This is a genomic window from Streptomyces sp. NPDC005151 (assembly GCF_053599875.1).
Genome location: NZ_JBSFYR010000009.1, coordinates 111268 through 124384, shown reverse-complemented (window position 1 = coordinate 124384; position 13117 = coordinate 111268). Strand labels below are relative to the sequence as shown.

The window sequence follows — 13117 nt, the reverse complement described above, 5'->3', positions numbered from 1 at the left end:
TACTTCGCCACACTCTAGTAGCTGACCGCTCACCACGGGCGCGGCGTCGATATACTGCGGCGGGGATCTTTTTCGGGGGCGGGGGCGCCATGACGCAGCAAACGGACCGGAGCGCGACGACGGCGCTCAAGTCGCCGGAGCCGAGTTCCCACGAGCGCACCGCGCTGCCGCTCTTCTCACCGCGCACGCTGCTCTCGCGCGCGCTGTCGGTCCCGCTCGTGCTCGGCTTCTCGGCGTTCCTGCCGCTGCTGGTGCTGGTCCAGCCGGGCACGGGCCTGCGCGACTCCGCTTTGTGGATGCAGTTGGTGCTGACGATGTACGCGGGCACCCGGCTGTCGGCGATGATCCTCACCAGCCGCCGCAAGCTGCTCGCCGGTTCGTTCTGGCTGTTCGTCTACATGGCGATGGGGGTGGCGCCACTCGCCCAGGACGTACTCGGACGCACGCCGACCCCGGTGGTGGGGGCGCGCACCGATCTGACCGAAGCCGTCTCGCTCGTCCTGATCGGCTGTGTCGCCTTCGACATCGGCTCGCTGCTGGCCCGCCAGCGGCCGGGCCGGGAGCGGGACGACAGGCTGCGCCCGGCGCTGGTGCACCGCCGCCGCCTGTACCTACTGGCACTTGTCGCCTTCGTCGGCTCGGCGCTCCTTGTGGTCAAACTGGGCGGCCCCGCGGTCTTCTTCACGAGCCGCCAGGAGATCACCAGCAGCGTCGAGGAAGCGGGACTCTCCCAGGCGGACTCGCAGGCGGGGCAGGCCATCGTGCGCGGCTTCGGCACCGTGCCCGCCCTCATCGCCTGGCTGGTGTACACGCGGTGGCTGGTGACCTCGCGGCGGGCCCGCCGCTCCATGGTGATCATCGCCGTGTGGCTGGCGCTGGCCGCGCTGAACGCGGTGGTCAACAACCCGATCTCCAACCCGCGTTTCTGGTTCCTCACCGTCCTCTTCTCACTGCTGTTCACCGTCTTCCCGGTGAGCGCCACGCTGTACCGGACCGCGTTGAGCCTGGGCGTGGTGATGGCGCTGATCGTCTTCCCGTTCGCGGACCGGTTCCGCTACGACGATGCCAACTACCGTCCGTTCCAGACCACTTCACCTCTGGAGCCGCTGGCCCTCAAGGACTACGACCAGGTCGGCATGTTCGCCAACACCATCACCTACGTGCAGTCGAAGCGCGGCCACACCTACGGTCGCCAGCTGGCGGGCTCGGTGCTGTTCGCGGTACCCCGGTCGGTGTGGCCGGGCAAGCCGATGGACACCGGCGTGGTGATCGGCCAGTGGATGGGGGCGACCAACACCAATCTCTCGTCTCCGGTGTGGGCCGAGCTGTGGATCGACTTCGGCCCGGTCGGCATGACGGCGGGGTTCGTGGCCCTGGGGTACGCGGCGGCGCGGGTCGACTACCGCTATGCGCGTCGGGCGGTGCGCCGGGCCCCGCCGGGCAGCCTGATCGCGCTGACCGTGCCCCTGGTCGCCGGGTACTCCTTCATCCTGCTGCGGGGACCCCTGCTGCAGGCGTCGGGGCGTGTGGCGATCGCGGCGTGCTGCATCGCGCTGATCACCACTTTCCGGCAGGACCGGGCGACCGGGCTGCGCTGAACAGGGACGGCCCGGCCGGTCCTGCCGGCTCTCAGAGCCTGTCGGGCGACCTCTGATCGGGCGGCCACGCCCTGGCACGCACGCTTCCCGCGTTGCCGAAACGCCCTAGTAGCTCCTTCCCCAAGCTCTCAGCTTCGTTCGAGCAGGGGAGACCCCATCCGAGGGCCTTCCAGCGCCTTGGAATCGCACGCACCAGACCGCGTCCGCTTTCCGATCGAAGGTCACCCGACAGGCTCTCAGCCCGTGGGGACAGCCGGGACGGGCGCGGCCGTAGGCCGCTCCTCCGCGCGCAGGCGGGCGACGCGTGTCCAGGCCGCCACCGCCTTCAGCGCGGAACCCGCGGCCAGTCCCCAGGCCGCGCCCAGCGCCGACCCGCTCAGCAGGTACCCGCCGAGCATGAGGACGACCGAGAGCAGCGAGAACACCACCTGCACCGACAGGGTGGCGCGCGGGCTGAGCACCCGCAGGGTCACCAGGGCACAGGTACCCAGGCCCATCACCGCGTACTGGGCACCCGAGGCGGGCAGTAGCGCGGAAGCTGACTGCCAAGTGGCGCCGAGGAGTTGACGTCCCACACTGCCGGGCAGGGCGTAGAGCACCAGTCCCCAGGTGAGGCCGACGGCGCAGAGCGCGAGGCCGAGCACGGCGGCGGCGCGGGCGGTGGCCCGGCGGCCTCTGAGACGGCCCAGCAGCGGCGGCCCGAACGCGTTGACCGAGTTGAACAGGACGTTGAGCGGGCCGAAAAGCGTGGTGGCCCCGCGCAGCGCTCCGACCGCCAGCGGGGCGGCGAACAGCCCGAGGCCCAGCACGGCGAGCTGGCTGGAGGCGTTGCCCACGGCGAACTCCACCACGAAGCGCTGTCCGAGGTGGCCCCGGCGCACATAGGGCAGCAGGTCGGCTCGGGCGCCGCGCACGTGGGGCCACAGCAGGCGCAGGCCGAGCAGCAGCGCCGGCACAGCCGACAGTCCCCAGACGGCCACGAGCAGCCCCGGCGCCGTATGCCGGGGCTGGAGCAGCAGCGCGGGGACCGCGCACACCAGGCGCAGGCTGTCCGCGGCCAGCGCCAGGCCAGGGCGCCGCAGAGTGGAGAACGCGTACCGCAGCCCGTCCTGCACCAGCACCAGCGGCAGGACGAGCCCCAGGGCGAGGAAGGCTCCGCCCGGCCCGGCCCAGCCGCCGGTGACGACGGCGGTGACCGCGCCGACGGCGGCAAGCAGGGCGCCGACGGCGGTGGCGGCCAGCGCGGTGAAGGAGACCGCGGACCGACAGGCGGCCCCGGTGTCGCCCCGGGTGAGGACGACGGCCTGGCCCACGTACGCCATGTTGAGGCCGAGCAGGACCGTGAAGGTCAGGTAGACCATCGAGAAGGTGGCGAACCCGTGCACGGTGGAGTCACGGGCGGCGATCACCAGCACGGCGATGTTGGTGAGACTGGATGCCGCCTGGTCGAGCACAGAGGCGAACACAGCCGTCGAACGCCGCGATATGCGCGGCGGGTCGGATGTCGGCGGCTGCTCCCCCGGGGCGGTCACCGGTCCCCCGAGCGGACGGTGCGCAGAGCCACCGTGTCGCCGCCGTCGCCGTCGCCGTCGAGGTGCCGCCCGGGCTCGGGGCGGGTGCTGGACGGAGCGGGGCGGGCTGCCGAACTCCTGGGCTCACGGTGCCGGTTGTCGCGGCGGGCGGCGGTCGCCGATGCGCCCCGGCGCGATTCGGTGTGCGTCACCGCGCCGAGCACGGTGCCGCCCGCACCGACAATCAGCTCGCGGATGCGAACCAGGTCGGCGCGGTGCACGGTGCGCGGGTCGCATACGATGAGCACCCCGTCGACACGGTCCACGAGAGCGAGGGCGTCGGCGTAGGCGAGGACGGGCGGGGCGACGACCACGACGGTGGCATCGGGATCGTCCGCCTCGGCGATCAGCCGGGTTGTGGCCGCGGAGGTCAGCGCGCGCGGGACGTTGCGCACCCGCTCGCCGGGGACGAGGCCGAAGGACCCGGACTCGGCCGCGTCGACCACGAGTTGGCCCCGACCGGGCCACTCGCCCTCGGTGTGCTCAGGGGCGCGGCTCCAGCGGGGCCGGGACGTGGCGGACACGTCGAGCCGTTCGGAGAGGGACGGGGTGCGCAGATCGGCCTCCACGAGCAGCACGTTCTTGCCGGTCTCCGCGAAGGAGGCGGCGAGGTTGACCGCGACGGCCACGCTCGACTCCATGGAACCGCGCGGGGCGACGACGAGCAGGCGGCGCCGGTCGGCGAACCTCTCGTCGTAGGCAAGCCGGAAGGCGATCGAGCGGTACTCCTCGGCCGCCCGGGAGTCCGTGCGGCCGACCACCAGGGCACCTGCCGAACCGCGCGGCAGCGCGCCGAGGACGGGACCGCGCACCGCACGGGCCACGTCACCGGCCGAACGCGGCGCGGGATCGAAGACCAGGCGCACCCAGGCGCCGAGCAGGCCGAGGCCGACGCCGACGCCGCCGCCGAGGCCGAGCGAGAGCGGCAGGCCCGGCCCGTCGGACGAGGTGGGGACGGTGGCGTTGCGGATCACGTTGCCGGGCGTCATGTCGAGCGCCTTCAGACTGGTGATCTTGCTACGCAGGTCGGTGATGCGGTTGAGCAGGTTGGCCTGCACCGCGTAGGCGGAGTCCGCGGCGGAGCCGTCGGGCAGTCCCTTGATTCGCTGGGAGAGTTCGTCGTTCTGCTTGGCGACGGGATCGAGCTGCTCCTGCAGGCTCTTGAGCATGGAACCCCGGACGGACTCCCACTGTTCCCTGCGCAGGTCGACGTAGGACCGCGTAAGGGCGTTGGCGCGGCGCGCCGCCTCCTTCGGGTCAGAGGCGTTGTACGTGAAGTGCAGGACGAGGGTCTGCGGCGGGTTGGTGACCTGGAGCCCGTGTTGGAGCCGGTCGACCTCGTCCGCGCCCATCCCGAGTCGCTTCGCGGCGCCTTCGGCGACCTTGCGGCTGAGCGCCGTCTGCCGCTCGGACCCCATGTTGATCGCCTTGTCGCTGGAGAGGGTCGGTGCGAAGGGGTCGCCGGTGGGGGCGCGCAGCACGATGTCGGTGGTGGCGGCGTAGCTGTCGGCGCCGGTGATGCCGAGCCAGGCCCCGGCCAGCAGTCCGACGCCGACGCCGCCGCCGATCAGCCAGCGGTAGCGCAGCAGTTGACGGAACTGCTCGCGCAACTGCTCCGGCTCGTCCTCCCCCCGGACGGGAACGTGTGCGTCGCTCACCTGCCAAGACCCCCCAAAGCCTCGTCGATCAGCGCGTCGATCCGCGCAAGACCCGCTTCCCGTGACAGACGAGCAGCCACATGGCGCGGCCCCGCAGCGCCCAACTCGTCGGCCATCGCCGGATCTTCGACGAGTCTACGCACTGCTGACAGGAATTGATCGGGATTCTCCGGTTCCACGAGCATTCCGGCACCGGAGCGCAGCACCTCGCGGGCCGTGCCGCCTTCGGCGGCGACGGAGGCGACCACCGGGCGGCCGGCCGCGAAATAGGAGGTGAGCTTGGAGGGGACGCTCATGTCGAGGACGGAGGCACGCTGGGTCACGGCGAGCACGTCGGCTGCGGCCAGCACGTCGGGGAAGTCGGCATCGGCAGCGGGAGGCAGGAACTCCAGATTGGGCAGTCCGTGAGCACGGCGGGCGAGGTGCTCGCGCTGGTTGCCGTCTCCCATCAGCACGATCCGGGTGGCCGGGTCGCGGCGGGCCGCCTCCACCAGCACGTCCAGCCCCTGCTTGAGGCCCATGTTGCCGGAGTGCAGGACCACGGTCTGCTCCGGCCGCCAGCCCAGGCGTTCACGGGTGCGGGCACGGGGCGCCGAAGGAGCCTTTATGTGTGACCAATTGGGAACCAGGCGGATGCGTCCGGGATCCACGCCCATGGCCCCCACCCGCTCGACGAACGTCTCATGGATGACGCCGACGAGGGTGGCTCGTCGCAGCACCCACGACTCCGCACGCTCGGCCAGCTCAGCGGCGCGGCCGCCGCCCTGGATGCCGGACTGTGCCGCGGCGGCCCCCATGAGGTCCTGCACGACCGGCACGTACGGGGCGTGGTGCCGGGCGGCGATACGGGCGCCGAGCACTCCCCCGGCGAGGCTGGGCAGTTGGGCGAGCACGGCGTCGACGCGCCCGGTGCGGGGCGGAGCGGCGAGACCGTGGGCGAGGATCGATCCCTCGAACAAGGCTCTGCGCAGGGCGCTTTGTCGCGCCGGGACGCTGTGCCGACGACGGTGGACGGTGACTCCGGCACGCTGCTCGGTGACCCGCCACACCTTGCGGTAGGCGGGGTCGAGGCGCCAGGACGGGTAGTGCGGGAGCCCGGCGAGGACGTGGGTGTCGTGCCCGCGGCTCGCCCAGTGCTCGGCGATGCCGGTGGCGTACGGGCCGATACCCGTGTGCTCGGGCGCGTAGTTGGTGGACACCAGGAGCAACCGGCGTCTGTTCGAGGCGAGTTCGCCCTCCTCGTCGGTAACCACGGTGACGTCCGGCTGAGTGGTGCGCTGCCGCGGCACGGAGGCCCCTGCGCGGGTAGCCCCGCTCCCGTCCCGATTGCGACGCTCGTCGTGGGTGTGTGTCACGCGACGAAACCTTCCCCCCGGCCGCCTCGGCGGCCTCCCCTGCGTGTCCGCGCCTTACGGGACCCCCGGTCCCACGCTCTGCTCGGCAGTGAACCAGGACGCACCCCAATTATTCACCCTTCCTGCACCGAGCATGAACGCTATCGTCAAAGTCCGCGCATCCCCGCAAAGGAGTGCGCAAAGGGGGACACCATCGATCGAGGGGGGCATCTGTGCCATCGAGCAAGCCGTATCGCGTGGGCTACGCGCCGGGCGCCTACGATCTTTTCCACATCGGGCACTTGAACATCCTGCGCCACGCACGTGCCCAGTGCGACTACCTGGTGGCAGGCGTGGTCTCGGACGAGATGGCCGAACGGGCCAAGGACAGGCGGCCGATGATCCCGCTGGTCGAGCGGCTGGAGATCGTCCGCAGCATCCAGTACGTGGACGCCGCGTTCGTCGAGACCGTGCCGGACAAGCTGGAGACGTGGAAACAGGTCCGCTTCGACGTGCTGTTCAAGGGCGACGACTGGCGGGGCACGCCGAAAGGGGAGCGGCTGGAGCGGGACTTCGCCACTGTGGGCGTGGACGTCGTCTACTTCCCGTACACCGTGCACACGTCGAGTACCCAGCTGCGACGTGCCATCGACGCCCTTGGCGGGACGCGGCTCACCGACGAACTGCGGACCGCTCCCGGAACCACTTGGTGAGGAAGGCGACGAGGAAGAGCGCGGCGGCCGCGGCGAGAACGGCATAGGCCCACCGGAAATCGCTGCCGCCGAACAGCAGGAAGACCAGGCAGAACATCCCGTGGCAGACAGGGAGCAGGGCCACCGCGCGTGCCGCGGAGGGTGTGGCACGGTCGCCCGGGGCTGCCTTGGGATTGAGCTGCTCGGTGAGCAGTCCGCCGAAGAACGCGACGACGACGGCGAGTTGGAAGCCGAGCGGCACCAGCAGCCATCCGTCGGCCGCGGTCGGACCGACCCCGGCCCGCACCGACTCCGACGCGGCGCCCGAGCTGACACCTTGTCAGTGAGGTCAGCAGAGGATCAGCATCGACCTGCCCGAAGACGGTTACACGCGACGCCGGCTGCACATAGGCTGTCCTCCCTGAGATCTTCGCTGACCTGGCAGAACGCAGCCCTGGAGCTGATCCGGCAGAGCTAGGAGCCGCCCCGTGTTCTATTACGTTCTCAAATACGTCATTCTGGGGCCGATCCTGCGCTTGCTGTTCCGGCCCAGGATCGAGGGACTGGAGCACATCCCGGAGCACGGTGCGGCCATCGTCGCCGGCAACCATCTGTCCTTCTCCGATCATTTCCTGATGCCCGCGATCATCAAACGGCGCATCACCTTCCTCGCCAAGGCGGAGTACTTCACCGGCCCGGGTCTCAAGGGGAGGCTGACCGCCGCGTTCTTCCGCAGCGCCGGGCAGATTCCGGTGGACCGGTCCGGGAAGGACGCGGGGCAGGCCGCGATCCGTGAAGGGCTCGGGGTGCTGAGCAAGGGCGAGCTGCTCGGGATCTACCCGGAGGGCACCCGTTCGCACGACGGCAGGCTCTACAAGGGCAGGGTCGGTGTCGCGGTCATGGCGCTCAAGGCGCGGGTGCCCGTCGTGCCGTGCGCGATGGTCGGTACGTTCGAGATCCAGCCTCCCGGCAGGGTCGTGCCGCGGATCAAGCAGGTCACCATCCGCTTCGGTGAGCCGCTGGAATTCTCCCGTTACGCGGGCATGGAGGATCAGAAGGCGGCGATCAGGGCGGTCACCGACGAGATCATGTACGCGATTCTCGGGCTCTCCGGTCAGGAGTACGTCGACGAGTACGCGGCCAAGGCGAAGGCCGAACAGGCCGAGCAGGCGAAGAAGTTCCCGAAACGGCGACGCTGACGGCGAATCCGCGAAAGGCGAACTCCCAACGGGCGGGTGGCCGTGCAGGCGCTCGCCGAGGACGGCTGGAAAGTGACCGCGGCCTCGCGCACGGGCGGCCGGGACAAGCGGTGGACCGATGAGGTACGGGCAGTCGACCGTCCGCGTACTCGGCGGCGAGCTTGCGCTGGGCGCGCTTGTCGGCCTCGCTGTCGGGTACCGGGTCGGCCTTCGGGGCCTTCACGAACTCCTGCGGGTCGACGCAGGAGATCGGCGCCGAGTGGCTGACACCGCGGGGGTCGAAGCCGACAAAGTCGTACGCCTGCGCGGTCTTCGTCCACAGCGGGTTCTTATTGGTGATCCGGGTGGGGAAACGCAGCCCGGAACCACCGGGGCCGCCCGGGTTGTAGAGCAGCGCGCCCTGCCGCTGCTCCTTCGTGCCGGTGCTGACGTGCCGGTCGACCGCGAGTTTGATCTGCTTGCCGTCGGGCTTGGCGTAGTCGAGCGGCACGGTCACCCAGCCACACTGAATAGGTGTGGTCAGGGCCCAGTCGGCCGGGCAGTCCTTCCAGTCGATGCCGGCGTGGGACGCTCGTGCGGCGGCGATCTGGACGCCGCGCCTCCGAACCGTTGTGGTGGCGGCTGTCGGCTGTGGCAGTCGGTGCGACGATAGCGCCGGCTACGAGCGTGCCCGCGATCAGAGTGCCGGCCGAGCCGAGCAGTGCTGTGCGTCTCAAGTGGAACCTCCCCCATATTCTGAAGCGCCGCAGGTAGCGGCGCAGTTCACATCGGGTCCTCCCGCGGATCCTGTCGTCTATGGGGTTCCTAGGAACAGGCTGTACACGCACTTCTTTACCGAATCGATAACCGGAGACCCGTGTCCCGCTGAGCGGTGCTCACCCGCGTCCGGCGTCCAGCAGCTCGTCCAGGGCGCGGTCCAGGACGGTACGCAGCAGTCGAGCATCGGGGGCCACGGCGGTCACCAGTACCCCGGGGCCGGCGAGCCGGGTGAGTACGGCGGTCGGCCCCAGCAGTCGCGTCTCGGGGCATTCATCCTCGAATGCCGAGTCCACGACGAGGAGTTGACCGACCGCGCGATGGCCGCCGAGTACGGCCCCGCCGTCCCAGCCGCCGGGCGCCCCGGGACCGTACGCCACCTCCTGGTCGAGCAGCGGACGACCGGCGCGGTGGACGGTGAGGCGGGCGCCGAGGGTGCCGGTGGACTCGCCGTGCCGGCCGAGGATCTGCTCCTCACGCAGCACCAGCCGTGCGGTGGCGGCGAGTTCGACCCGGGTGGTCATGTGCAGCTCACTGCCGGACGCGGAAATGAGTTGCTCCGGAAGCCAGTTGAGCACGGCCCGCTCCCCCGCGGTCAGCGCGATATCGTACGAAGCGGGTTGGGGCATACGCCCCGGTCCTGGCAGCGCGACGGTGGCCGCGGCGGAGTCCACCGTGAGCCGGGCGCCCTCCTCGACGCGCGCAGTGATGGAGAGCCGGTCGCCGCCCAGCGGTGCGCTCATCGCGCCGACGACGGTGACGCGGGCGTACGGGGCGGTGGTGGCCCTGGTCCGGCGCAGGGCGAGCGGCCCGTTGCTCTCCAGCACAGGAAGGGCTGTGGCGCCGCGGCCGTCGAGGACGGCGGTGATCCGGGCGGCTGCCTGGACGCTCATGCGGTCCAGGCGGCGAGTTGTGCGCGCACCCAGGCCGCCACGGGTCCGACCCCTTCGCCGGAGGTGAGAGAGGTGAAGGCTACCGGGAGTGCGCCGCGCTGCTGTGCGGCATCGTGGGCCATCCGGTCCAGATCGGAGCCGACGTACGGGGCGAGGTCGGTCTTGTTGATCACGAGGAGGTCGGAGGTGGTGACGCCGGGGCCGCCCTTGCGCGGGATGTCGTCGCCGCCCGCCACGTCGATGACGAAGATCTGGGCGTCGACGAGGCCCTTGGAGAAGGTGGCGGTGAGATTGTCGCCGCCGGACTCGACGAGGATCATATCGAGAGGTCCGACGCTGTCCTCCAGGTCCTCGACGGCTTCGAGGTTGGCGGAGATGTCGTCCCGGATGGCGGTGTGCGGGCAGGCGCCGGTCTCGACGGCCTGAATGCGCTCGGGCGGGAGTACGGCGTTGCGGAGCAGGAACTCGGCGTCCTCACGGGTGTAGATGTCGTTGGTGACGACGGCGATGGACAGCTGGTCACGCAGCGCGCGGCAGAGCGCGGCGACCGTCGCCGTCTTGCCGGAGCCGACCGGCCCGCCGAGCCCGATGCGCAGGGCACGGCGGGTGCCGTCCGGGCGTGCGGCGTCGGCGCTCACCGCGGCCGGGCCGTCGTGGGAGTGGTCGAGATGCATGGGGTGCGGCTCCTGGTGGGGTGTGGTGCGTGTGGCTCTACGAGGCGAACAGGCGGACCGGCCACGCCGCGTGGGCCTCCGCGGTGATGTCGAGCAGCGGCGCCGACGCGGCGGGCAGCGCGTCGATGCCGCTCCGTGCGGCGGCGGCAGCCTGTTCGGCGACCCGGTCGAGTTCGGGTGCCAGGCGGGCAAGGACAGCGGTGGCCTCGAAGGGGTTCAGAGAGAGCAGCCGGACCACCGCGGTGGCCGGTCCGCTGACCGTCTCGTACGCCACGCAGTGCGCCGCATCCTCGGGCCCGAGCCTCGCCGCACGTGCGGTGAGGCCGAGCACGACGGGCTGGTGGGCGCCGCGCGGGCGGGCCCGGGCGAGCGCGGCGAGTTCGGGGCTGGGCCAGGTGGCGCGGGCGGCCCGCATCAGCTGACGGCCGAGCTTGCGCGCGACTGCCCGCAGGGCGGGCGACGGGGTGCGCGCGTCGGCGGCCTCGTCGAGGGCGAGCGGGTCGAGGCCGTGGGCGGCCGCCGCGGCGAGTGCCGCGGCGGTGAGTCCGGTGGTGTGGAGGCGGCCCCGGCAGAAGGCGGCCAGGTCTTCGGCGTTACGGATGCGTCCTGCCTCGACGGCCGGTTCGGCGCCACCCGAGTGGGCGTGGCCACCGGCGGGGAACCGGCCGTCGGCGAGGACGAGCAGAGCTGCGCGGCTCATCACATGCCCTGTCTCAGAAGAGGAAGTAGCGTTGGGCCATGGGGAGTTCGGTGGCGGGTGCGGGTTCGACCGGTTCGCCGTCGATGGTCACGGCGAAGCTGTCCGGATCGACGTGGACTCGCGGCAGGGCGTCGTTCTCCCGCATGTCCGCCTTGGTCACGCCACGGGTACTGGTGATCGGTACGAACCTCTTGCCGAGTCCGAGGCGTTCGGGCAGCCCGTCCTCGATGGCCGCGCTCGCGACGAAGTTGAACGAGTTCGCGGCGGGCGCCCGGCCGAGTGCGCCGAACATGGGCCTGGGCATGACCGGCTGCGGGGTGGGGATGGACGCGTTGGCGTCGCCCATCTGCGCGTACGCGATCTGTCCGCCCTTGATGACGGTCTGCGGTTTGACGCCGAAGAACGCCGGCTCCCACAGCACCAGGTCGGCGAGTTTGCCGGTCTCGACGGAGCCGATCTCCTGGTCGAGGCCCTGGGCGACGGCCGGATTGATGGTGTATTTGGCGACATAGCGACGGATCCGGTGGTTGTCGGCCCGACCGTCGCCGGGCAGGGGGCCACGGCGCTTCTTCATCACGTGGGCGGTCTGCCAGGTGCGCAGGACGACCTCGCCGACGCGACCCATCGCCTGGGCGTCGGAGGAAATGATCGAGATCGCCCCGAGGTCGTGGAGGATGTCCTCGGCCGCGATGGTGGACGGCCGGATCCGCGATTCGGCGAACGCCAGGTCCTCCGGCACGGCGGGGTTGAGATGGTGGCAGACCATCAGCATGTCGAGGTGTTCCTCGATGGTGTTGACGGTGTGCGGCCGGGTCGGATTGGTGGAGCTCGGCAGAACGTACGGCTCGGAGACCACGGTGATGATGTCCGGGGCATGCCCGCCACCGGCGCCTTCGGTGTGGTACGCGTGGATGGAGCGCCCGGCAATCGCGGCGAGGGTGTCGGCGACGAATCCGGCCTCATTGAGGGTGTCCGTGTGGATGGCGAGCTGCGCGCCGCTCTCCTCGCACACCTTCAGGCAGGCGTCGATGACGGCCGGGGTGGCCCCCCAGTCCTCATGAATCTTGAATCCGAGTGCACCGCCCCGCAGTTGGTCCCGCATGGCGTCGCCGGACATCGTGTTGCCCTTGCCGAGCAGCCCGACGTTGACGGGGTAGGTCTCCAGCGACTCGAACATCCGGGCCAGGTGCCAGGCGCCGGGGGTGATCGTGGTCGCCTTCGTGCCCTCGGCCGGTCCGGTGCCGCCGCCGACGAGCGTGGTGACACCGGCGGAGAGCGCCTGGTCGACGATGGTCGGCGAGATGAAGTGGACATGCGCGTCAATGGCGCCGGCCGTCACGAACTTGCCGTTGCCCGCGATGATTTCGGTCTCGGGGCCGATGACGAGGTCGGGGTGGACGCCGTCCATCGTGTCCGGGTTGCCGGCCTTGCCGATCCCGGTGATCCGGCCGTCGCGCATGCCGATGTCCGCCTTGACGATGCCCCAGTGGTCGATGACGACGGCGCCGGTGATGACGGTGTCGGGGGCTCCTTCGGCGCGGGTGGTGCGCGCCTGGCCCATCGACTCGCGGATCACCTTGCCGCCGCCGAACACCGCCTCGTCGCCCGCGAGTCCGGGACCACCGGAACGGTCCTCCTCGACCTCGACGAGCAGATCGGTGTCGGCGAGCCGGATGCGGTCGCCGGTGGTGGGCCCGAACAGATCGGCGTACACGGCGCGGTTGAGCTCAGCCATCGAGGGCACCTCCGGTTTCGCCGCGCAGGCCCGGGACGATGCGCCGTCCGGCGAGGGGCACGAGTTCGATGTCGACGGGGATGCCGGGCTCGAAGCGGACGGCTGTTCCGGCGGCGATGTTCAGCCGCAGGCCGTGCGCGGCCGAACGGTCGAAGCCCAGACCGGGGTTGGCCTCGGCAAAGTGGTAGTGCGAGCCGACCTGGACGGGCCGGTCGGCGGCGTTGAGGACGGTGAGGCGGGTGACGGCTCGGCCCGCGTTGAGCGGCACGGGCCCGTCCGCGTACAGGATCTCTCCGGGGATCACGGC

General features: G+C 71.0%; 11 protein-coding genes and 2 pseudogenes. 3 read left to right on the top strand and 10 right to left on the bottom strand.

Going from position 1 to position 13117, the window contains the following annotated elements; translation table 11 throughout:
- Window positions 1-89: 89 nt before the first annotated feature.
- Window positions 90-1598, top strand: coding sequence for a hypothetical protein (locus tag ACWD6R_RS08105; protein WP_451817922.1), 1509 nt, complete (start codon window positions 90-92; stop codon window positions 1596-1598).
- A gap of 236 nt (window positions 1599-1834) precedes the next feature.
- Here the strand turns inward: ACWD6R_RS08105 and ACWD6R_RS08100 are convergent, their stop codons facing one another.
- The 3 genes from ACWD6R_RS08100 to ACWD6R_RS08090 all read right to left on the bottom strand — a co-directional run bounded on the left by ACWD6R_RS08100 (window position 1835) and on the right by ACWD6R_RS08090 (window position 6029).
- Window positions 1835-3052 (bottom strand): hypothetical protein, encoded by a 1218-nt coding sequence (locus ACWD6R_RS08100; protein ID WP_451817921.1) that lies wholly within the window; start codon window positions 3050-3052, stop codon window positions 1835-1837.
- A gap of 74 nt (window positions 3053-3126) precedes the next feature.
- On the bottom strand, window positions 3127-4827 hold the full coding sequence (locus ACWD6R_RS08095; RefSeq protein ID WP_451817920.1) for a lipopolysaccharide biosynthesis protein: 1701 nt from the start codon (window positions 4825-4827) through the stop codon (window positions 3127-3129).
- Window positions 4824-6029, bottom strand: a complete 1206-nt coding sequence (locus tag ACWD6R_RS08090) for a glycosyltransferase family 4 protein (protein WP_451817951.1) — start codon at window positions 6027-6029, stop codon at window positions 4824-4826. The genes ACWD6R_RS08095 and ACWD6R_RS08090 overlap by 4 nt, the downstream gene beginning before the upstream one ends.
- A gap of 365 nt (window positions 6030-6394) precedes the next feature.
- Here ACWD6R_RS08090 and ACWD6R_RS08085 point away from each other — a divergent pair, with 365 nt between their 5' ends.
- On the top strand, window positions 6395-6874 hold the full coding sequence (locus ACWD6R_RS08085) for an adenylyltransferase/cytidyltransferase family protein (RefSeq protein WP_451817919.1): 480 nt from the start codon (window positions 6395-6397) through the stop codon (window positions 6872-6874).
- Here ACWD6R_RS08085 and ACWD6R_RS08080 read toward each other — a convergent pair.
- Window positions 6834-7130 (bottom strand): annotated as a pseudogene (locus tag ACWD6R_RS08080) (CDP-alcohol phosphatidyltransferase family protein); the annotation flags it as partial. The gene ACWD6R_RS08085 and the pseudogene ACWD6R_RS08080 sit on opposite strands and share 41 nt — an antisense overlap.
- Before the next feature lie 211 nt (window positions 7131-7341).
- On the opposite strand from ACWD6R_RS08080, the gene ACWD6R_RS08075 reads away from it, so the two are divergent.
- Window positions 7342-8052 carry a lysophospholipid acyltransferase family protein gene (locus ACWD6R_RS08075; protein ID WP_451817918.1) on the top strand — a complete coding sequence of 237 codons (711 nt, stop codon included), beginning with the start codon at window positions 7342-7344 and terminating at the stop codon, window positions 8050-8052.
- Between the two features lie 136 nt (window positions 8053-8188).
- Here ACWD6R_RS08075 and ACWD6R_RS08070 read toward each other — a convergent pair.
- The 6 genes and pseudogenes from ACWD6R_RS08070 to ACWD6R_RS08045 all read right to left on the bottom strand — a co-directional run.
- Window positions 8189-8768: pseudogene (locus ACWD6R_RS08070) on the bottom strand (alpha/beta hydrolase); the annotation flags it as partial.
- 159 nt (window positions 8769-8927) lie between these two features.
- Window positions 8928-9701 (bottom strand): urease accessory protein UreD, encoded by a 774-nt coding sequence (locus ACWD6R_RS08065; RefSeq protein WP_451817917.1) that lies wholly within the window; start codon window positions 9699-9701, stop codon window positions 8928-8930.
- Window positions 9698-10375, bottom strand: a complete 678-nt coding sequence (ureG, locus tag ACWD6R_RS08060) for an urease accessory protein UreG (protein ID WP_451817916.1) — start codon at window positions 10373-10375, stop codon at window positions 9698-9700. Before ureG ends, ACWD6R_RS08065 begins: the two co-directional genes overlap by 4 nt.
- Before the next feature lie 37 nt (window positions 10376-10412).
- Window positions 10413-11075, bottom strand: coding sequence for an urease accessory protein UreF (locus ACWD6R_RS08055; protein WP_451817915.1), 663 nt, complete (start codon window positions 11073-11075; stop codon window positions 10413-10415).
- A 13-nt stretch (window positions 11076-11088) separates the two neighbouring features.
- Complete coding sequence (locus ACWD6R_RS08050; RefSeq protein WP_451817914.1) at window positions 11089-12810, bottom strand: urease subunit alpha; 1722 nt, start codon at window positions 12808-12810, stop codon at window positions 11089-11091.
- Entirely contained in the window at window positions 12803-13114 is a 312-nt protein-coding gene (locus tag ACWD6R_RS08045; protein WP_451817913.1) for an urease subunit beta, read from the bottom strand. The genes ACWD6R_RS08050 and ACWD6R_RS08045 overlap by 8 nt, the downstream gene beginning before the upstream one ends.
- Between the last annotated feature and the right edge of the window lie 3 nt (window positions 13115-13117).